This is a genomic window from Micromonospora sp. WMMA1976 (assembly GCF_027497335.1).
Classification (GTDB): Bacteria; Actinomycetota; Actinomycetes; order Mycobacteriales; family Micromonosporaceae; genus Micromonospora; species Micromonospora aurantiaca.
This window is the reverse complement of record NZ_CP114912.1, coordinates 3,545,940-3,564,868: the sequence shown is the minus strand read 5'-3', so window position 1 is coordinate 3,564,868 and position 18,929 is coordinate 3,545,940. Positions and strand designations below refer to the sequence as shown.

Sequence of the window (18,929 nt, the reverse complement as noted above, 5' to 3'; positions counted from 1 at the left end):
CTCACCTGCCGGTCCATACCGATCCGCCGACCGCCCCGCCCGGCCCCGCCCGGCCCCGCCCGGCCCTGCCCGGCCCCACCCCCCGGGCCCGTCGATCATGAAGTTGGCGGCGGTTGGCGTCCGATTTGTCGCCGCCAACCTCATGATCGACGGGGCCGGAGCCGGGCCGGGCCGGGGCTGGGGCCGGGGCCGGGGGTGGGGGTGGGGCCGAGGCGGGGCGGGTGTGGGCGGGGTGGGATGGGGAATGCGGGCCGGGTTTCCGGCCGGGCACGTCGGCCAGGGTCGACCGGTGGGAGCGCGATGGCGGAGGAGCGGCGGGCCGACGCCGGCGGCACGGCCGAGGCCGGCCGCGCGGGCGGCCTCCGCGGCGTTGCGCGCTCCGGGCGTACCCGGTGGTGGTCGCGCGGGTCTCCGGTCCGCCGGCTGCCTGAGCCGTGGGGATTCGTGCTCGCCGTCTTCGCCGGCTCGAAGCTCGTGCTCAGCCTGATCGGCGTGCTGGTGCTCACCGCCTGGGACGGGGTGCCGGGCGCGCCGCCGCCCGGCGAGACCTCGATGCGGGCCCAGCAGGACGCGATCTCGCCGCACCGCTGGTTCTCGCTCTGGTTCGCCTGGGACTCGTTCCTCTACGAGCACCTGGCCCGGCTGCCGCTGGACCGGCCCTGGCCGGACTTCGGCTTCCCGCTGCTCTACCCGTTCCTGGCCCGGCCGATCGCACCGCTGCTCGGCGGGCACACCGCGTGGGCGCTGCTGCTCGTGAGCAACGTGGCGCTGGTGTTCCAGCTCTACTACGCGTACCGGCTGGGGGGCCTGCTGCTCGGCGGCGCGGGACCGGCCGGCAGCCGGCGAGCGGTCCGGTACCTGCTGCTCCTGCCGACGGCGTTCCTGTTCCAGGCGGCGCTGACCGAGTCGCTGTTCGTCTGTCTGACGCTGGCCGCCTTCTGGTACGCCGAGCGGAGCCGCTGGCTGCTCGTCGGCGTCGTCGGCTACTTCCTGGCGATGAGCCGCTCGGTCGGCTTCCTCGTGGTGGTGCCGCTGACGCTGGTGCTGCTGCGCGAACACGGCTGGCGGGCCGGACCCCGGGCGTGGCCGCGCCTGCTGCGGCAAGGCTGGCCGCTGCTGCTGGTCCCGGCGGGCTGGCTGACGTTCATGGCGTTCTGCCGCTGGCAGAGCGGCGACTGGTTCGCCTACCAGCACGCCCAGGAGACGGGTTGGGGGATCCGGCTGCAGAGCCCGCTCGGGACCGCCGCGTCCGCGCTGACCGGCGGCAACTCGGCCGACGCGCTGCGGGTCTGGATCGCGGTGGCGATGCTGGCGGTGGCGGTCGTCGGGCTGCGCCGGCGCGCCGACTGGCCATACCTGGTCTACACGCTCGTCATGGTGCTGGTGCCGCTGTCGATGGGCCCGCCGGTGTACAAGAGCCTGCTGCGCTACCTGCTCGCCGCCTTCCCGGTCGCGTTCGTGCTGGCCCGCTGGGCGCGGCTGCCCGGCCTCGACGGCTGGCTCACCGCCGCGCTGACGCTGCTGCAGGGCGCGTTGTTCGCGGTGTGGCTCACCTACTGGACTCACCTGATCATCTGACCGCCGCGGCTGTGGCCGTGGGCGCTGCCCGGCGGGTTCGCGGGGCGGGCCGCAGAATGGGTGGATGACCGAGCGGCGGGTGACAGTCGACGACCTCGGCGCCTGGTTGATCAAGGGCAACGCGGACGCGGTGGACCTGACGGCCCGCTTCTCCGCCGACCCGCGCGTCACCGGCTGGTGCGTCCGCCCGGGTTACCGGTTACGGCTGATGCGCGCCGGTCAGCCGGTCGTGTTCTGGGCCAGCGGCAGCAGGGGCCGGGCGCTGTACGGCGTCTGGGGCGTCGGCCGGATCGCCGCCCCGCCGGAGCCAGGTGCGCCGGGCGAGGCGTGGACCGCGCCGCTGGACCTGACGATCCTGGACGAGCCGCTGCGGGTACGCCGCGAGGTGCTGCGCGCAGACCCGCGGCTGGCCGGCGCGGAGGTGCTCCGGCAGCCGCAGGCGGCGAACCCGTCCTACCTGACCGTGGCCGAGTTCGACGCGCTGCGCGCCTACCTGCCCCGCGACGGCGGCGGCTGACCGGCCCGTCCGGCGCGGGGCAGGTAGGCGCGGCGGACCGACACGTCCGCATGCCGGCCCGCTGCCCGTTCGGCACTGCGTGGCCGCTCGGGCGGTGCGGCCCCGTTTCAGGCGGCCAGGGTGGCGGCGAGCCGGCGGGCCTCGGCGACCAGTCGGCTGCCACCGCCCCGCGCCACCACGTCGGCCAGTCCGGGTACCTCGGTCCGGACACCCGTCGCGGTCGCCGTCTCCGCTGCCAGCGCCAGCAGGTCGGGCGTGCCCCGGGGCGGCGTCGGCGCGGTCAGCAACGGCGGCAACGCCGCGGCGAGCAGCCGCCACACGCTCAGCGGAGCACCCGCCGCCACCGCGTCGCGCAGCGGCGTGACCGCCCGGGTCAGCGTCACCTGCCCGCCGGCCGCCAGCGTGCCGAGGTGCTCGCCGGTCGCCGGCGCGTCCAGGTCACCGGCGGCGGCCAGGATCAGCACCGCGTCGAGCGCGGCCACCCGGTCCGCCTCGTGGCGGGCGCACAACCCGTAGGCCAGCGCGAGGTCGAGGGCCGGTCCGCCCGCGCCCGTGCACTCGGCCAGCACCGGCAGGGCGGCGGCGTGCCCGAGGGTGTCCTCCTGCGCCGCGCCGGCCACCTCGGGCAGCAGGTGGGCGGCGACCACGCCCCGGTGCCCGGGCAGGACGGCCGGCCAGACGTCACCCCAGCCGTCGGTCCACCGGCCGATCGGCGTGGGAGTCAGGGTGAGCAGGCCGAGCCGGTCCTCGACGCCATCCGGCGGGGTGAGCGCGACGAGCGTCCGGCCCTCGGGTAGCCGGTCGTAGCCCCAGTCGTACCCGGCCGACCGCGCCCGCCGGCCCACCGTCACCACCTGCTGCGCCGGGGCCGGCACGGCGTCGCCACGCAGCCAGCGGGCCAGCTCGTCACCGGCCGGCGTGCGCAGCGCCGCGGCACGTTCGGCAAGTGGCCCGTCGACGCCGGTCGGCAGGCGCAGCAGGGCCTGCGCGAGATCCCAGCGCCACACCGGACGGCCACCCAGCGCGGCCAGCCGTTCGTAGAGCGCCACCGGCTCGATCGCCCCGGTGACCGAGGTCGGCGTGGACAGCAGGCCCGGGTCGTCGCGGCCGTCCAGGCGCTGCCCGATCTCGGCCAGGCGGGCGCAGGCGAGCTGGACGGGCGCGGGCCGGCGTGTGGCCGGCACCGGCGGACCACCCCGGAACGGGAGCGGCGCGCGTGGGCGGGACTCGGCCAGCAGCGTGCTCCACTGGTCGCGGCGGGTCGCCGCCTCGGCGTCGCCGCAGACGGCCAGCAGGAGCCCGTGCATCTGGACCGAGATGTTGAACACCGACCAGGGATGGTCGTACGCGCCGACCTGCTCGCGGCGCACCACAGGCAGCAGCGCCGCCGTGAGCCGCTCGCGGTCGGCGGTGCCGAGCCGGACCAGGCCGTCCATGACGCGTTCCGTCGTCAGCGCGGGCCAGCGCCGGCCGAGCGACGCCGCGATCTCCTCCACCAGTTCGTCCACATCCTGGATCGGTGGCGGCGCGGCCGCCGCCGGCAGCGGCGGCGGCAGGTCGTCGCGGGCTTCGGCCACGGTGGCGACGGCCACCGGCCGGTGACCGTGGCGCGCCGCCAGCGTCAGCGCGCGTTCGCGCAGGCCGGCGTCCGGGTGGCCGGCCGCCACGGCCAGCACCGCGCCGATCTCCGCAGCCTGGTCCGGGTGCTGCCGGGCCAGCCGGTCGAGCCAGGACACCTGCGCCCGGACCAGTGCCTTCTCCGGCCGGGCCAGCACCGTCCGGGCGGTCTCCCACAGCGCCTCCGGCTCGGCGGCGTCACCGGCCTGCCGTAGCGTCCGCTGTGCGGCGCGGGCCACCGGCCCGGGACCGTCGGCGAGCAGCCGCAGATAGGCGCTCGACCGCACGGCCACCTCGTCCGGGGTCGGCGTCAGCAGGTCGTGCAGGACCAGGAACGGGCGCAGCGCGCCCGGACGGTCGCCGCGCAGCAGCCGGCCGAGGACGCCGTTGAGCAGGACCGCCCGGTCGAGCCGGCCCTCCGCCGCCAGCGCCGCCAGCGCCCGGGGCAGCGCCTCCGTGCCCGCGCCGTCGCCGCGGGCCAGCTCGGTGCCGACCCCGTCCACCTCGAACAGGCGCGGCAACAGCGCGTCGAGGAACGGGTCCGCACGCAGCCGGTCCACAGTCGGCGGACGCGTTCCGCGCGGATCCGGCCAGCCCTGCGCAGCGGCCCAGCCTCGCACGAAGTCGTCCCCCGTCGGCGGCGGAGCCTTCTCGGCCAGCAGGAGACCGGCGACGAACCGCCAGCCCGCGACCATCCGGTCCCGGGGGAGCCGGTCGGCCAGCTTGTACGCCACGTCGGCCAGCCAGGTCACCCCGCGCTCCCGGGCGACGTCGACCACCGGCGCCGCGTCGACGCCGCTCAGCCAGACCGAGCGGCGGCCGAGCAGCGCGGCCACCTTCGTCGGGGTGCTCAGCGTCCCCACCGCTGCGACCGCCAGTGTGGCCGCCTCGCCCTGCCACCACCAGGCGTCCCGCCTGCGGCGCACGTCGGCGACGAGGTCGTCGCCGAGTGCCCGCCGGGCCGGCTCGTCCAACCCGGCCAGGGCCGACCGGACCTCCGACATCCGGCCGCGCACCACAGCCTCGACGAAGCCGCTCACGACAGCGCCCCCACCGGCGCCGCGACCATCGACACCGCCAGCGCATGCCGGCACGGCCCCCGCTGCCCGCGGTGCCGCGCCCACCAGCGGCAGGAACAGGAGTACGCGCCGTCCGGGTGCCGTCGTACCCGGTAGGTCTCGGCGTCGGTGCGGACCGTCGCGTCGGCGCCGTCGCGCTCGACGGCGCCGCGCTCGACCAGCGCACGCGCGCCGACCAGCCGCGGGTTGTCCCGCTCCGCGCGGCCCGCGTCGTAGGGCATAACCCGGTGGAAGTACGCCCCGTCCGCCACGTCGTATCCGACCCGCCCGGCGGTGCCCAGCTGGGCGAGCGCGGCCCGCACCCGCTCGTCGGGCAGCGCGGCGGCGTCGGCCAGCGCGGCCACGTCGATCGCCGGATCCCAGTTGAGCAGCGCGCCCACCAGCTCCGCGTCGTCGACCACGTCGTCACCGGCGAGCGCCGCCAGGGCGGCGCCCTCACCGGAGAACCCCCGGTACGGCTCGGGGGACAGCGTCAGCGACACCCGCAGCGCCCCGGCGTCCAGCTCCCAGGTGCTCGGCACGGCCGGCGACCCGGTGCGCACCGCCGGGCCGTACACCCGCAGGGTGCGGGCGTGGCGCAGCACGCCGCGTAGCGCCGCCAGCCGGCCCGCACCGGCCAGGCAGACAGCGCCCGGCACCGGGCGGGACGTCAGCCGCAGCGTACGCCCGGCGGGCACCGCCCACAGCACGCTTCGGTCGTTCGCGGCGGGCAGCCGGCGCAGGAACGCCGCCGCCTCCGCCGCCGCGATCTCGGCGCGCGGCTCGAAGCCGGCGGTGAGCACGTGCACCTCGGCGAAGCCGCGCAGCCAGCGGCCGGGCAGCGGCACCTTCCGCTCGACCACCGCGCCGTCCACGGTGGAGACCGTCAGGTCGTCCGGGCCGACCGCCACGTGCAGCGGCTCGATGCCACCCACCCGGGCCAGCGCCTCCCGCAGCGGCGGGTTCACATCCACGTTCGTGGTGCCGTGGCCGCTGATCTCCCCGTCCAGCCCGGCCGGCAGGACGTCCATCCGCGCGTACACCCCGCAGCAGCCGGAGAACGACTCGAACCGCAGGCGGTCGCGGCTGCCGGTCACCACCGGGTCCAGGCTGGCCGGGTTGACCGGCTGGTGGTAGCGGGTGCGGGCCACCTCGGCGACGGCGAGCAGCCCGGCCGCCGACGCGGCCGGGGCGGTGAGGAACCCGGCGAAGAAGCGCGGGTTGGCCGCCGGGCCGCCACAGGTCTGCAGATCGAGACCGGCGGCGCGCAGCGCGGACGGCTGAAGGTATCGGTACGTCTGGACGGCGTTCACGGCGCAGACCGTAGAGGGACCGACCGACAAAAGCGGAACGGTCCTGCTAGCTTCCCCTGATGTTCGCCCACGCTCTCACCGACGACGCCGAGCTGCGTCCACTGTCGCCCTGGCACGCCGACGAGTTCCTGGCCAACCTCGACCGCTGCCGCGACCACATCTCACCCTGGGTCGGCGCGTCCTTCGTCGCCACCGACGCCGCGTCGGCCCGCAAGGTCCTCCAGGCGTACGCCGACAGGTGGGCCCGCGACGACGGCGGCATCTGGGGCATCTGGCAGCGTGGCACGCTCGTCGGCGGCGTGCTGTTCGTGTCGCTGAGTACCGAACGCGGGGTGTGCGAGGCCGGCTGCTGGCTGGAACCCGGCGCCGAGGGGCAGGGCCTGGTCACCCGCGCCGCCCGCTTCGTCATCGACTGGGCGGTGCGGGAGCGCGGCATCCACCGCGTCGAGTGGGTCACGAAGGCCGGCAACGACCGCAGCGTCGCCGTCGCGCGACGGCTCGGCATGAGCCGCGACGGCGTCATGCGCGGCGCCGCACCGACGCCCGACGGCCGCGCCGACCTGGAGGTCTGGTCCGTGCTGGCGCCGGAGTGGACCGGCTGACCGCCGAAATTGTCGTACCCGGACGTGAACATCTGTCCATGGCTGTCCCCGCACTGGCCGACCGGTCCCCCCAGCCGCGCGCCCTGCCGCTGCGCGAGGTCCGCACCCGGCTCACCCAGCTCGTCTCCCTGGCCGAGCTGACCGACACCGTCACAGTCGTCACCCGCGACGGCGATCCGCGGCCGGTCGCCGCGATCGTGCCCGCGTCCGCCGCCCGCACCGGCGCTCAGGCGCGCGCGGACGCCGAACGCGTCGCCGCGATCAGCGCCGGCTGGGCCCGCCGCCTGGAGGAGCTGCACCGGCAGTCCAGCCGGCGGCACGCCGCCGAGCTGCGGGCGCTGGCCGACGCGCTCGCCGAGGCGTGGGCCGAACTCGACCGCCGCGCGCCGGCCGGCGACGCGGCGCTGACCCGGCTGCGCGCCGCCCACGCCGACCTGCTGCGCCGCTGACCCGTGGCGTCCCGCCTGTGTACGCGGGACGCCACGGGGTGCGGTCAGCTCCGGCCGCGCTCGGCCCGGTAGCGGCGGATCAGCTCGGCGGTCGAGGTGTCCACGTCGGCCAGGTCCGGGTCCGGCCCGGTGAGCTTCGGCGCGAGCTGGTTGGCCATCACCTTGCCCAGCTCCACACCCCACTGGTCGAAGGCGTTGATGTCCCAGATCGCGGCCTCGGTGAACGTGATGTGCTCGTAGAGCGCGATCAGCTGGCCCAGCGTCGCCGGGGTGAGCTTCGGCGCCAGGATCGACGTGGTCGGGTGGTTGCCCGCCATCACCCGGTGCGGCACCACCTCGGGCGCGGTGCCCTCGGCCTCCACCTGCTCCCGGGTCCGCCCGAACGCCAGCGCGGCGGTCTGGGCGAAGAAGTTCGACATGAACAGGTCGTGCATGTCGCCCAGGTCGTGGTTGGGCCGGCTGAACGCGATGAAGTCCGCCGGGATCAGCCGGGTGCCCTGGTGGATGAGCTGGTAGAAGGCGTGCTGCCCGTTGGTGCCCGGCTCGCCCCAGAAGATCTCCCCGGTCGGGTACGTCACCGGCGAGCCGTCGACGCGTACCGACTTGCCGTTGCTCTCCATGGTGAGCTGCTGAAGGTAGGCGGGGAACCGGTGCAGGTACTGCGAGTAGGGCAGCACCGCGTGGGTCTCCGCGCCGAGGAAGTCGGTGTACCAGACGTTGAGCAGGCCGAGCAGCGCCGGCACGTTGCGCTCCACCGGAGCGGACCGGAAGTGCTCGTCGACCGCGTGGTAGCCGGCCAGCATCTCGCGGAACCGGTCCGGCCCGATCGCCAGCATCACCGACAGGCCGACCGCCGACGGCAGCGAGTAGCGTCCGCCCACCCAGTCCCAGAAGCCGAACATGTTCTCCGGGTCGATGCCGAAGTCCCGGACCCGCTGCTCGTTGGTGCTGACCGCGACGAAGTGCCGCGCCACCGCGTCGTCGTCGGCGTCCAGCCCGGCGAGCAGCCAGCGCCGCGCCTGGTCGGCATTGGCGAGCGTCTCCTGGGTGGAGAACGTCTTGGAGACCACGACGAACAGCGTGCTCGCCGGGTCCAGATCGGCGGTCTTGTCGTGGATGTCGGTCGGGTCGATGTTCGACACGAACCGGCAGCTGATGCCCGCATCCCGGTACGCCTTCAGCGCCTCGTACGCCATCACCGGCCCGAGGTCCGACCCGCCGATGCCGATGTTCACCACTGTGGTGATCCGCTCGCCGGTGTGGCCCCGCCACGAGCCGGAGCGAAGGCGCTGCGCGAACGCCGACATGCGGTCCAGCACGGCGTGCACGTCGGCGACCACGTCCTGGCCGTCCACGGTGAGCGACGCGTCCGCCGGCAGGCGCAGCGCGGTGTGCAGCACGGCCCGGTCCTCGGTGACGTTGATGTGCCGTCCGGCGAACATGGCCGCGATCCGGTCGGTCAGGCCGACCCGCTCGGCGAGCGCGCCGAGCAGCGCGATCGTCTCGTCGGTGACGAGGTTCTTGCTGTAGTCCACGTGCAGGTCGGCGACCTCACCGGTGAGCCGCTCACCCCGCTGCCCGTCGGCGGCGAACAGGTCGCGCAGGTGCGTGGCGCGCATCGCCTCGGCGTGCTTGCGCAGCGCCTGCCATTCGTCGGTGGTGGTGACGTCCACAGCCATCGGGTCGATCTTCTCCTTCACGACGGGCGGTCGGCCGGCGCACGCCGGCGAACCCCACAAGCCTGCCACCCGGACTGGTCGCGCGCGACGCGACCCGGCGGCGACCACCGTGCGGGCGGGTCTTTCCGGCCACCGCCACGGGACACGCCGTTGGGACGCCTGTACGACACGCCGAACACGGGGAGACATCTGTCGATTGCGGAACGTAAGCTCCGGAGTCGTCGGCGTACCGGAGGAGACGCGTATGGCAGCGGTTTTCGGTCCTCGGCGCCCCTCGGACGAGCACCCGCCGGACGAATCCGCCCCGGCCGGGAGCGCGGCAGGCGACGAAACGCCGCTGCCGGAGCTGGCGGACGGGCACTGGATGAACCGCGCCACCGAGTTCGCCCACACCAGCTTCTGGTCGGTGGCGCGCCGGCTGCCCGCCCTCGTCCGCGAGGCCATCGGCCTGGCCTGGGCGACCAGCCGCCGGGACACGCTCGCCTCGATCGGGCTCAACGTGGTCGCCGGCCTGCTCACCACCTTCGGGCTGCTCGCCACCACCGGCGTGCTCCAGCAACTCTTCGCCGACGGGCCCACACCGGACCGGATCCGGGCGGCCCTGCCCGCGCTGCTGCTCGCGGCCGCCGCCGTGACGGCCCGGGGAGCGCTGACTGTCGCCGCCGGCTGGGCGCAGGCGCGGCTCATCCCGCAGATCAACTACCAGGTGGAACTCCGGCTGTTCGAGGCGACCACCGCTGTGGAACTCGCCGCGTTCGACGACGCGGGCTTCGCCGAGGAGATGGATCGTGCCCGCGATCGGGGCATGGCCGAGGCCGCGTCGATCGTGGACCACACCGTGAACCTGGTGACCGGCGTCGTGGGTGTGCTGGCGACCGCCGCCGCGGTCACCGTCATCCAGCCCGTCCTGCTGCCGTGCCTGCTGCTCGCCGCGGTGCCCGAGGCCGTCACCGCGGTCAAACTGGCGCGGCGGCAGTACCTGGCGCTGCTGGCCTGGATCACCCGTCGCCGCCGGATGTACCTGCTGGCCCGTCTGATGGCCGATCGGCACACCGCCGCCGAGATCCGTGCCTACCAGATGCGGGACTTCCTGCTGGCCGAGTACCACCGGATGATGACCGTCGAGACCCAGGCGCAGCTCCGGCTGGCCCGTTCGCAGACCGTTACCCGAGGACTCGGCCTGTCGGTGACCGGCGTGGCCGCGTTCGCGGTCTATGCCGTACTGGGCGGGCTGTTGATGGGCGGCGTGGTGGCGCTCGCGGCGGCGGCCACCGCGCTGCTCGCGCTCCAGGCCGCGCGTACGAGCCTGCGCACCGCGATCTTCGCCACCAACTCGCTCTACGAGGACGCTCTCTACTACCAGGACTACCGCGACTTCCTCGACCGGGCGGCACGGCGGATCCCGGCCGGCGGGCACCTGCCCGTCGACGGGTTCACGCGCATCGACGTCGACCGGGTCAGCCTGCGCTACCCGGACACCGACAGCGCGGCGGTCGACGAGGTCAGCCTCACGTTCCGGCGCGGTGAGGTGATCGCGCTGGTGGGGGAGAACGGCTCCGGCAAGACCACGCTCGCCAAGCTGATCGCCGGCCTCTACCGGCCCACCGGCGGCACGATCCGCTGGGACGGCGTGGACACCGCCGAACTGGACCCACGCCAGACCGCCGCCCAGGTCGCGGTGATGAGCCAGGACTGGTGGAAGTTCCCGTTCACCGCCCGGCAGAACATTCGCGTCGGCCGCCACGACCGCGCCGACGGCCCCGGACCGAGCGTGGAGACCGCCGCCCGCGACGCCGCCGCGCACGACATGATCAGCGAGCTGCCGTTCGGATACGACACGCTGCTGGACCGGCAGTTCAAGGACGGCCAGGACCTGTCCGGCGGGCAGTGGCAGCGGCTGGTGGCCGCACGCGGCCTCTACCGCGACGCCCGGCTGCTGATCTGCGACGAGCCGTCCGCCGCGCTGGACGCGCGTGCCGAGCACGCCCTCTTCCAGCATCTGCGGCGGCACCCGGACCGGGCCGTCGTGCTGATCACCCACCGCCTGGCGAACGTCCGGCACGCCGACCGGATCTTCGTGATGGACCACGGCCGGCTCGTGCAGTCAGGCGACCACGACACGCTGATGGCGCAGGGCGGGCTCTACCGCGAGCTGTTCGAGTTGCAGGCGGCCGGCTACCTCGCCGGCAGCGCGGAACCCGCCGACGGTTGACCTCCAGCGCACTCGAACTCCTACCGTGACCGGACCGCGCGCCACCCGGCCGGCGCGGTGCGACCCAGGGAGTTCACATGCGCTATCGCGTCCTCGGCGGCACCGGCATCGAGGTCAGCGTCCACTGCCTCGGCACCATGATGTTCGGCGCGGTCGGCAACCCCGACCACGACGACTGCGCCCGGATCGTCCATGCGGCACTCGACCGTGGGATCAACTTCGTCGACACCGCCGACATGTACTCGGCCGGCGAGTCGGAGGAGATCGTCGGCAAGGCCCTGCGCGGCCGCCGCGACGACGTGGTGCTCGCCACGAAGGTCCACTTCCCGATGGGGGAGGGGCCCAACCGGGGCGGCAACTCGCGACGCTGGATCGTCCGTGCGGTCGAGGACAGCCTGCGCCGGCTGGGCACCGACTGGATCGACCTCTACCAGGTGCATCGCCCGGACCACACCACCGACGTCGAGGAGACGCTCGGCGCGCTCACCGACCTGGTCCGGGCCGGGAAGATCCGTGCGTTCGGCTGCTCGACCTTCCCGGCCGAGGAGATCGTGGAGGCGCACCACGTCGCCGAACGGCGGGCGCTCGCCCGGTTCCGCACCGAGCAGCCGCCGTACTCGATTTTGGCGCGTGGTATCGAGACGTCGGTGCTGCCGGTCTGCCGCCGCTACCGGATGGGTGTGCTGGTGTGGAGCCCGCTGGCCTCCGGGTTCCTGTCCGGCCGGTACCGGCAGGGGCGGCCCGTCGACCTCGGCGCGGGCCGTCCGGCACTCACCCCGGCCCGGTTCGATCCGGCGCTACCGGGCAACACCGCGAAGTACGCCGCCGTCGAGGAACTGGTCGCGCTCGCCGACGAGGTGGGCTGCACGCTGCCGCAGCTCGCCGTGGCGTTCACCGCCGTGCACCCGGCGGTCACGTCGACCATCATCGGGCCGCGCACGATGGACCAGTTGGACGCGCTGCTGGCGGGGGCGGAGCTGACGCTCGACGACGCGGTGCTGGACCGTATCGACGAGATCGTCCCGCCCGGTACGAACCTCTACCAGCCCGACGGCGCCTGGTCCCCGCCCACCCTGACCGACCCGTCCCACCGCCGCCGTCCCCTCCCCGAGCGGGCCGCCGCCTGACCCCGCTCCTCCCGCCAACCCCGGTCGCGTCCCCCGCCTCCGCCCTCAGCTCCCCAGCCCGTCGATCATGGAGTTCCGGCCCCGGCAGTAAGCGCGAACCGGACACTCGAGGGGCGCAAACCGCAAGATCGACGAGGCGGGGCGAGGCGAGGCGGGGCGAGGGCGGGCGGGGGAACTGCGTCGACATGGGACGGGGGTGGCTCCACACTAAGCCGGTGGAACATCGGGATCTCGTTCGGGTGAGCAAGCGGCTGTCGCTGGCGTTGCGGCACCGGCCCGACGCGTACGGGCTGCGACTCGACCGGGCCGGCTGGGTGCCGGTGGCCGACGTGCTCGCCGGGCTGAGGATCAGCCGCGCCCAACTGGACGCCGTGGTCGCGGGTAACGACAAGCAGCGCTTCGCCGTGGAGGCCGGCCCGGACGGGGCCGACCGGATCCGCGCCAACCAGGGGCACTCCGTCCCGGTCGACCTCGGTCTGACCCCGGCCGCGCCGCCGCCCCGGCTGTTCCACGGCACCGGCGAGGCAGTGCTGGACGCGATCCGGGCGCAGGGGCTGCGCCGGGGCGGGCGGCACCACGTACACCTGTCGCCTGATGTGGCGACGGCCCGGCGCGTCGGTGCGCGCCGGGGCGGCGCGGTGGTGGTGCTGACCGTGGACGCGGCGGCGATGGCGGAGGCCGGGTACCTGTTCTACCGCTCGGCGAACGGGGTGTGGCTCACCGACACCGTGCCGCCGCCCTACCTCGGCACCACCTGAGCGGCGGTCAGCAGGCGGTCACCGGGTGGGCCACCACGGCGTCGAACAGGTACGCGAGGTCGTTCGGCGCGGCCCGGTCGGGCTGGACCGCGCCCGTGCAGTCGGTGGCGCGGGCGCGCAGCACGTGCCGGCCCGCGGCCGGCGGGCACCAGCGGACGGTCCAGCGCTGCCAGGCCCCACCCCGGTCGGCGGCGACCAGGTCGGCCGGGCGCCACCCGTCGCCGGTGTCCACCTCGACGTGCGCGATCGGGCCGTTGCCGGACCAGGAACGGCCGGTCAGCAGCATCTCCTCGCCGGCCGGCACCCGGGCGTCCCAGGGCAGCTCGAACGCGCTGCGGACCGGCTGGACGGTGAGCACGGTGCCGTCGGCCGGGTGACCGGGGCCGAACATGCGGTAGAACTGCGTGTTCCACGGCGAGAACAGGGCAGTGGTGGAGACCTCGATCGCGCCCACCCACTTGATCGAGGAGATGCCGACCCAGCCGGGCACCACGACGCGTACCGGGAAGCCGTGGTCGGCTGGCAGCGGCTCGCCGTTCATCTCGTACGCCAGCAGCACGTCGTCGAGCGCCTTGGCGACCGGCATCGGCCGGCGTACCCGACCGAGGTTGACCCCGCCGCTGACGTAGTCCGGGTCGAGTCCTTCGGGCATCACGTCGACCGCCTCGTCGCGCAGCCCGGCCAGGCGCAGCACCGTGCCGAGCCGCACGCCCCGCCACCGGGCCACGCCGACGCTGCCGAGCCCCCACGCCACGCCCGGGGCCGGCTCGTCCTGCTGCTCGGCGAAGTAGCGCCGCCCGTTGCCGGCGCACTCCAGCAGCGCCGCGTGTTCCTCGGCGGGCAGCCGGCGCAGCTCGTCGAAGTCGAACTCGACCGGATTGTCGCGGGTCGGCGCGCCGCGCAGGCCGTCGCCGAACAGGCGCAGCCGCCAGGTGGCCGCGTCCAGGTGCGGCGTGACGGTGTGGTTACGGACGAAGAAGCGGTCGATCGGGACCACGTACCCCTGGCCGGCCATCGACGGCCAGCGCATCTCGGCGTTGGTGTCCAGCGGGCGCAGCAGCTCCGCCGGCAGCGGCTTGACGATCGGCGCGCCGGGGTCGACGCCGACCGGCGCGGACGCCACAGCGACCGGCTCGCGTTCCGCGGCGGCGGCGGTCACCGCGGCCATCGCCGCACCCACCTCCAGCAGCCGGTCGCGGTCGACGCCCGGCCCGTGTGCCTGCCCGGCGAGCCACTGCCGGCTCCGGTCGGCGTCGTGGACGGCTTCGGCGGGGGACGGGGAGTGACTCACTGCTGACCTCCGGGGTAGGCGACGCTGCCTTTCCTATTCAATCAGTAGGACTTTTCGTCGATCCGTCGCAGGTGGTGGCGACTCACGCCGCAGCGATCAGCGTCACCACCCCGGCCGCCACGAGCACACCGGCCCAGAGCCGGTCGACGTTGAACCAGGCCCGGCGCAGCACACCGACGCCGAGCACCTCGTACACCAGCAGGGCCACGACCAGCGCGACGGCGAGCATGGCGACTGTGTGCACGGCGGCGGCGAGCAGGCCGGTCAGCGCGCCGGCCGGCGCGGCGGCGAGGTGCCCGGCGTGCGGGCCTCCGCCGGCCGCCGGTTCGGCGAGCAGCACCGGCAGCAGCATCAGGCCCGCGCCGTGCGCCGCCGACATCAGGAACGACCAGGCGGTGAGCTGCGCCGCCGACAGCCGCATCCCGGCCCACCGGAAGTGCCGCTGGGACAGCAGCCGCCACATCCCGAACCCGACAAGCAGCACCCCGCCGGTCACCGCGACCAGTGTGCTCGCGGTGACCGACCGGGTGGCGCTGACCAGGGCGGCGACCACCGCCACCGACGCCAGGTGACCGGCGGCGATCGGCGGCAGGGCCGCCAGCAGCGCGGCCCGGCGGCGCTCCTGCAGGCCCCGGGCCACCGCGAACAGCCACCCCATCGCCGGGTTCAGGCCGTGGAACGCGCCGAGTCCGGCCAGCGCCGCCCAGGTCGCGCCGGTCACGGGAAGCAGTACGAGTCGGACGAGGCGTCGCCGCCCTGCAACCGGGTCTGGTGCACGCGCAGGCCGCGGAACTCCTCGCCGCGCGGGAAGAACCGCGGGTCCGGCACGAGGCCGCCGGTCGCCGGGTCGACGTCCAGCTTCGCCACCCAGGCGCCCACGCCGTCGGGGTAGAACTGGTCGTCCCAGGCGCCGTAGAGCGAGTTGCTGACGTACACGCGGCGGCCGTCGCGGCTGATCTCGACCATCTGCGGGCCGCCGGCCAGCGGCTCGTCCGGGTACGCCGGGTGCGGGGTGCGGTTGACGATGCCGCCCAGGCGCACCGAGCCGACGCGTACCGGGTGGAACGGGTCGCTGACGTCGTAGCGGATCAGTTCGCCGGTGCCCCAGCAGGAGACGTGCAGGAACCTGTCGTCCACCGACAGGTCGATGTCGGTGACCAGCGGCGGCACCGCCCCGAACGGCTTGAGCAGGTCCGGCAGGTCGGCCGGGTCGGCCGGCTCGGCCGGGATGTCGATCACCTTGGTCACCGCCCAGGTGTCGCCGTCGCGGTGCCACAGCCAGATCGAGGCGGACAGGTCCTCGACGCTGATCACCACGCCGACGAAGCCGTACGACTTCGTCGGGTCGTGCGCGGGGCGCAGCTCCAGCGGCATCTGGTACTGGTCGCCGAGGTCGACGCGCTGCACGTGCCGGCGCCTGGGCAGGTCCCAGAAGTGGATCGCGTGCCCGTACCTGCGGCCCAGCAGCAGCTCACCGATGATGCCGTCCTCGATCATCGACGGCGTGCCCCACTCGCTGGTGACAAGCACGTCCTGCGTGTAGTGCCACCAGAAGTCGTACGCCAGGAACTGCGGCCCCCGGTCGGCCTCCCACGCGCCGCGCACCTCGAACGTGGTGTGGTCGAGCACGGCGATGCCGCCGGGCCCCTCCTGCCCGTCCGCGCCGCCGAGCGCGGAGACGTAGATGCCGTCCGGCCCGCAGTGCACGGTGTGCGGGCGGGAGTACCCGGCACGCTCGCCCAGCTCCTTCGCCTCGATCACCTTGACCAGGTTCGGCCGGCGCGGGTCGGGCTTGGTGTCGAGCACGTGGATCCGGGACGAGCGCAGCCCCGGCACGATCAGGTAGCGGCGTTCCACGTGCGGGTGCGGCGCGGTCGGGCAGAGCGCGCTGCTGCACGCGTTCCACCCGAAGTGGTGCAGTTCGTCGCCGGTGTTCGGCAGCTCGGTCCAGCCCACCACCCGGCCGTACGAGCCGGAGTCCGGGTCGGTGTCGAGCACCGCGATGGCGTCGGGGCGCTGCCCGGCGCGGTCGAACGCGGCGACGTACGCGAGCTTCTCGGCCGGCGCGGTGGCGGCGAGCGCGGGGGAGGGGTAGAAGGTCGGGTCGGGTGTCCAGCGGGTCATCGGTTCTCCCTCGCGGTCAGCCGGCGGGTACGCCGAGGCGGTCGAGCAGGTGGCGGCGCAGCGCGCCGAGGGCCGGGTCGTCGGGGCTCGGGGTGGGGCCGAGGCGTACCGGCACCTCCTCGGCGATCACGCCGTCGTCGAGGAGCAGTACGCGGTCGGCCAGCAGCAGCGCCTCCTCCACGTCGTGTGTGACGAGCAGTGCGGCGAAGCCGTGCTGGGCGCGCAGCCGCCGCAGCAGCCCCTGCATGCGCAGCCTGGTCAGCGCGTCGAGTGCGCCGAAGGGCTCGTCCAGCAGCAGCAGGTCCGGTTCGCGGACCAGCGCGCGGGCCACCGCGACGCGCTGCGCCTGCCCGCCGGACAGCTCGGCGGGCCAGGCCCGGCCCCGGCCGGCGAGCCCGACCTCGGCCAGCGCGCGACCGACCCGGTCGTTCACGTCCGGCCCGGTCAGGCCGAGCGCCACGTTGTCGGCGACCCGCTTCCACGGCAGCAGCCGGTGCTCCTGGAACACGACGGCGGCGGTGCCGTGCACCGCGTGCTCGCCGCCCGCGTCGCCGTCGAGCCCGGCCAGCACGCGCAGCAGCGTGCTCTTGCCGGATCCGCTGCCGCCGAGCAGCGCCACCGTCTCCCCGGCGGCGATGGTCAGGTCCACCCCGGCCAGCACCACGGCCGGGCCGAAGGACCGGGTCACCGCCCGCGCGGTGAGCACCGGCCCGGTCAGGTCGCGCGCAGTCCGCGTCGCCACGCCAGCGTCCTCCTCTCCGCGTACCGGATGAGCAGGTCGGAGGCGAGGCCCAGCAGCGCGTAGATGAGCAGGCCGAGCACCACCACGTCGGTCTGGCTGAACTCGCGCGCCTCCATCATCAGGAACCCGACGCCGGTCTGCGCGTTCACCTGCTCACCGACGACCAGGCTCAGCCAGGCCGCGCCGATGGCCAGCCGCAGCCCGAGGAACAGCGACGGCAGCGCGCCGGGCAGCACCACGTGCCGCAGCCGGGCCGCCGCGCCGAGACCGCAGGTGCGCGCCGCCTCCACCAGGCGTTCGTCGATGTCGCGGATGCCGGCGTACGTGTTGAAGTAGATCGGGAAGAACGCGCCGAGCGCGACCAGCGTGACCTTCAGCGACTCGCCGATGCCGACCCAGATGATCAGCAGCGGGACCAGGCCCAGGTGCGGCAGCATCCGGGCCATCTGCACCGGCGGGTCGACCAGGTCGTCGCCGAGGCGCAGCAGCCCGGCCGCCGCGCCGAGCACCAGCGCCAGGCCGCCGCCGATGAGCAGGCCGAGGGCGGCGCGGGTGAGCGAGTCGAGCAGGTGCACGCCGAGCGTCCCGTCGCGCGCCAGCCGCCACCCGGTTGCCAGCACCGCGCTGGGCGCCGGCAGCTTCTCCGGGGCGAGCAGCCCGGTCCGCGCGGCGACCTCCCAGGCGAGCACCAGCACGACCGGGCTCACCGCGCGCCGCCACCGCAGCGACGCGCGGGCCCGCGACCGCCGCGGCGACACCCGATCGGGTACGAGAGCAGGGGCGGCCTCGGCCAGCGCCGGACCGCTCACTGGAACGCCTCGTTGAACCGGCCGTCCACCCGTCCGGCGATGTCGACCGGTCCGGGCACGAGCTTCAGCTCCACGAAGCTGTCCGCGATGGCCTGCAACTCCGCGCCGATCTCCGGGGTGACCGGGGCGAGCGGCTTGGCGCTGCGGGCCAGCGCCCGGGTGGTCACGTCGAGCGGGATCTTCAGCTCCGGTGCGAGGACGGCGGCCCGCTCGCCCGGGTGGGCGATGCCCCAGTCGGTGGTCTGCCGGTACGTGTCCAGGAACGCGCGTACGTCGTCGGTGCGGTTCTTCACCGCGTCCGGTGCGGCCAGCACGTACTCGCGGTTGCCGGCCAGGCCGGTGGCGTCGGCCAGTACCCGTACGCCGGGCTGTTCGGCCAGCGCGAAGTAGGGATCCCAGATGATCCACGCGTCGACCTGCCCGTTGTCGAACGCGGGCCGCCCCTCGGCGGGCTTGAGGTACTTCACCTTGATGTCGGCGAGCGTCATCCTGTTCGCCTCCAGCAGCTTCACCAGCAGCCAGTGCACGTTGGAGCCCTTGTTCAGCGCGACCGTCCTCCCGCGCAGGTCGGTGAAGCCGCGGTACGGGCTGTCCGCCTTGACCAGCACCGCCTCGCCCTGCGGGATCGGCGCCGACGTGCCGATCACGGAGAAGGGGATCTTCCCGGCGGCGGCGAACACCGGCGGCGCCTCGCCGACCTGGCCGATGTCGATCGAGCCGGCCTTGAGCGCCTCGGTCAGGGCCGGGCCGCTCTCGAACAGCGACCAGGTGACGTTCTTCGCGTCGCCGCGCGCCTTGACCAGGCTGAGCCCGCCGAAGCGCTGATAGCCGATCCGCAGCGGACCGTCGCCGCCGCTGGCGTCGGCCGCCTCGCCGCCGCAGGCCGTCAGCGCCGTCGCGGCGAGCAGCGCGAGGGTGGTGAGCAGCGCGGCCACCGGCCGGCGGCGCGATCTGGGGGTACGCATGGCGACTCCTCGGGGAGGGATGGGCCCGGCCGTCGGCGGGCGACAGCAACCTACCAACCCGATAGGTTTTATGGGTAGTGTGTCGGCG

Annotated in this window: 16 protein-coding genes; 7 read left to right on the top strand and 9 right to left on the bottom strand. The window is 74.7% G+C overall.

The annotated features are described in order from the left end of the window. Window positions 1-300: 300 nt before the first annotated feature. Both O7546_RS16590 and O7546_RS16585 read left to right on the top strand, forming a co-directional pair. The gene (locus O7546_RS16590) at window positions 301-1,578 is read left to right on the top strand and encodes a hypothetical protein (RefSeq protein ID WP_281599290.1); all 1,278 of its coding nucleotides are present in this window, start codon (window positions 301-303) and stop codon (window positions 1,576-1,578) included. A gap of 64 nt (window positions 1,579-1,642) precedes the next feature. Continuing rightward, window positions 1,643-2,095: a hypothetical protein gene (locus O7546_RS16585; RefSeq protein WP_269697147.1), complete on the top strand. Its 453-nt coding sequence runs from the start codon at window positions 1,643-1,645 to the stop codon at window positions 2,093-2,095. Between the two features lie 107 nt (window positions 2,096-2,202). Here the strand turns inward: O7546_RS16585 and O7546_RS16580 are convergent, their stop codons facing one another. Together O7546_RS16580 and O7546_RS16575 are read right to left on the bottom strand one after the other, a co-directional pair. After that, the gene (locus O7546_RS16580) at window positions 2,203-4,752 is read right to left on the bottom strand and encodes a hypothetical protein (RefSeq protein WP_194799153.1); all 2,550 of its coding nucleotides are present in this window, start codon (window positions 4,750-4,752) and stop codon (window positions 2,203-2,205) included. After that, window positions 4,749-6,083: an SWIM zinc finger family protein gene (locus tag O7546_RS16575; RefSeq protein ID WP_194799154.1), complete on the bottom strand. Its 1,335-nt coding sequence runs from the start codon at window positions 6,081-6,083 to the stop codon at window positions 4,749-4,751. The genes O7546_RS16580 and O7546_RS16575 overlap by 4 nt, the downstream gene beginning before the upstream one ends. 59 nt (window positions 6,084-6,142) lie before the next feature. Between O7546_RS16575 and O7546_RS16570 the strand changes: the two genes are divergently transcribed. Next, entirely contained in the window at window positions 6,143-6,685 is a 543-nt protein-coding gene (locus O7546_RS16570) for a GNAT family protein (RefSeq protein ID WP_194799155.1), read from the top strand. A 38-nt stretch (window positions 6,686-6,723) separates the two neighbouring features. Continuing rightward, on the top strand, window positions 6,724-7,134 hold the full coding sequence (locus O7546_RS16565) for a hypothetical protein (RefSeq protein WP_013286745.1): 411 nt from the start codon (window positions 6,724-6,726) through the stop codon (window positions 7,132-7,134). A 44-nt stretch (window positions 7,135-7,178) separates the two neighbouring features. Here O7546_RS16565 and pgi read toward each other — a convergent pair whose 3' ends face one another. Next, window positions 7,179-8,813 carry a glucose-6-phosphate isomerase gene (gene pgi / locus O7546_RS16560; RefSeq protein ID WP_194799156.1) on the bottom strand — a complete coding sequence of 545 codons (1,635 nt, stop codon included), beginning with the start codon at window positions 8,811-8,813 and terminating at the stop codon, window positions 7,179-7,181. A gap of 244 nt (window positions 8,814-9,057) precedes the next feature. On the opposite strand from pgi, the gene O7546_RS16555 reads away from it, so the two are divergent. The 3 genes from O7546_RS16555 (at window position 9,058) to O7546_RS16545 (ending at window position 12,910) form a co-directional block, all read left to right on the top strand. Then, window positions 9,058-11,025, top strand: coding sequence for an ABC transporter ATP-binding protein (locus O7546_RS16555; RefSeq protein WP_194799157.1), 1,968 nt, complete (start codon window positions 9,058-9,060; stop codon window positions 11,023-11,025). A gap of 77 nt (window positions 11,026-11,102) precedes the next feature. After that, window positions 11,103-12,152: an aldo/keto reductase gene (locus O7546_RS16550; protein WP_194799158.1), complete on the top strand. Its 1,050-nt coding sequence runs from the start codon at window positions 11,103-11,105 to the stop codon at window positions 12,150-12,152. Between the two features lie 215 nt (window positions 12,153-12,367). After that, a complete protein-coding gene (locus O7546_RS16545; protein ID WP_194799159.1) occupies window positions 12,368-12,910 on the top strand; it encodes an RNA 2'-phosphotransferase in 543 nt (180 codons plus the stop codon). 7 nt (window positions 12,911-12,917) lie between these two features. Here O7546_RS16545 and O7546_RS16540 read toward each other — a convergent pair whose 3' ends face one another. The 6 genes from O7546_RS16540 to O7546_RS16515 all read right to left on the bottom strand — a co-directional run bounded on the left by O7546_RS16540 (window position 12,918) and on the right by O7546_RS16515 (window position 18,841). Further along, entirely contained in the window at window positions 12,918-14,201 is a 1,284-nt protein-coding gene (locus O7546_RS16540) for a sulfite oxidase (RefSeq protein WP_194799160.1), read from the bottom strand. 82 nt (window positions 14,202-14,283) lie between these two features. Next, a complete protein-coding gene (locus O7546_RS16535) occupies window positions 14,284-14,922 on the bottom strand; it encodes a hypothetical protein (RefSeq protein WP_194799161.1) in 639 nt (212 codons plus the stop codon). Beyond that, window positions 14,919-16,325: a selenium-binding family protein gene (locus O7546_RS16530; RefSeq protein ID WP_194799162.1), complete on the bottom strand. Its 1,407-nt coding sequence runs from the start codon at window positions 16,323-16,325 to the stop codon at window positions 14,919-14,921. The genes O7546_RS16535 and O7546_RS16530 overlap by 4 nt, the downstream gene beginning before the upstream one ends. A 16-nt stretch (window positions 16,326-16,341) precedes the next feature. Beyond that, window positions 16,342-17,067, bottom strand: coding sequence for an ABC transporter ATP-binding protein (locus O7546_RS16525; RefSeq protein WP_194799163.1), 726 nt, complete (start codon window positions 17,065-17,067; stop codon window positions 16,342-16,344). Beyond that, complete coding sequence (locus O7546_RS16520) at window positions 17,040-17,876, bottom strand: ABC transporter permease (RefSeq protein WP_194799164.1); 837 nt, start codon at window positions 17,874-17,876, stop codon at window positions 17,040-17,042. Before O7546_RS16520 ends, O7546_RS16525 begins: the two co-directional genes overlap by 28 nt. Next, on the bottom strand, window positions 17,873-18,841 hold the full coding sequence (locus O7546_RS16515; RefSeq protein ID WP_194799165.1) for a sulfonate ABC transporter substrate-binding protein: 969 nt from the start codon (window positions 18,839-18,841) through the stop codon (window positions 17,873-17,875). Before O7546_RS16515 ends, O7546_RS16520 begins: the two co-directional genes overlap by 4 nt. Between the last annotated feature and the right edge of the window lie 88 nt (window positions 18,842-18,929).

What these genes read in the sequence shown, in the direction of transcription:
- O7546_RS16590 (WP_281599290.1), top strand. Translation starts at nt 301, where the DNA reads ATGGCGGAGGAGCGGCGGGCCGACGCCGGCGGCACGGCCGAGGCCGGC.
- O7546_RS16585 (WP_269697147.1), top strand. Translation starts at nt 1,643, where the DNA reads ATGACCGAGCGGCGGGTGACAGTCGACGACCTCGGCGCCTGGTTGATC.
- O7546_RS16570 (WP_194799155.1), top strand. Translation starts at nt 6,143, where the DNA reads ATGTTCGCCCACGCTCTCACCGACGACGCCGAGCTGCGTCCACTGTCG.
- O7546_RS16565 (WP_013286745.1), top strand. Translation starts at nt 6,724, where the DNA reads ATGGCTGTCCCCGCACTGGCCGACCGGTCCCCCCAGCCGCGCGCCCTG.
- pgi (WP_194799156.1), bottom strand. Translation starts at nt 8,813, where the DNA reads ATGGCTGTGGACGTCACCACCACCGACGAATGGCAGGCGCTGCGCAAG.
- O7546_RS16555 (WP_194799157.1), top strand. Translation starts at nt 9,058, where the DNA reads ATGGCAGCGGTTTTCGGTCCTCGGCGCCCCTCGGACGAGCACCCGCCG.
- O7546_RS16550 (WP_194799158.1), top strand. Translation starts at nt 11,103, where the DNA reads ATGCGCTATCGCGTCCTCGGCGGCACCGGCATCGAGGTCAGCGTCCAC.
- O7546_RS16530 (WP_194799162.1), bottom strand. Translation starts at nt 16,325, where the DNA reads ATGACCCGCTGGACACCCGACCCGACCTTCTACCCCTCCCCCGCGCTC.
- O7546_RS16515 (WP_194799165.1), bottom strand. Translation starts at nt 18,841, where the DNA reads ATGCGTACCCCCAGATCGCGCCGCCGGCCGGTGGCCGCGCTGCTCACC.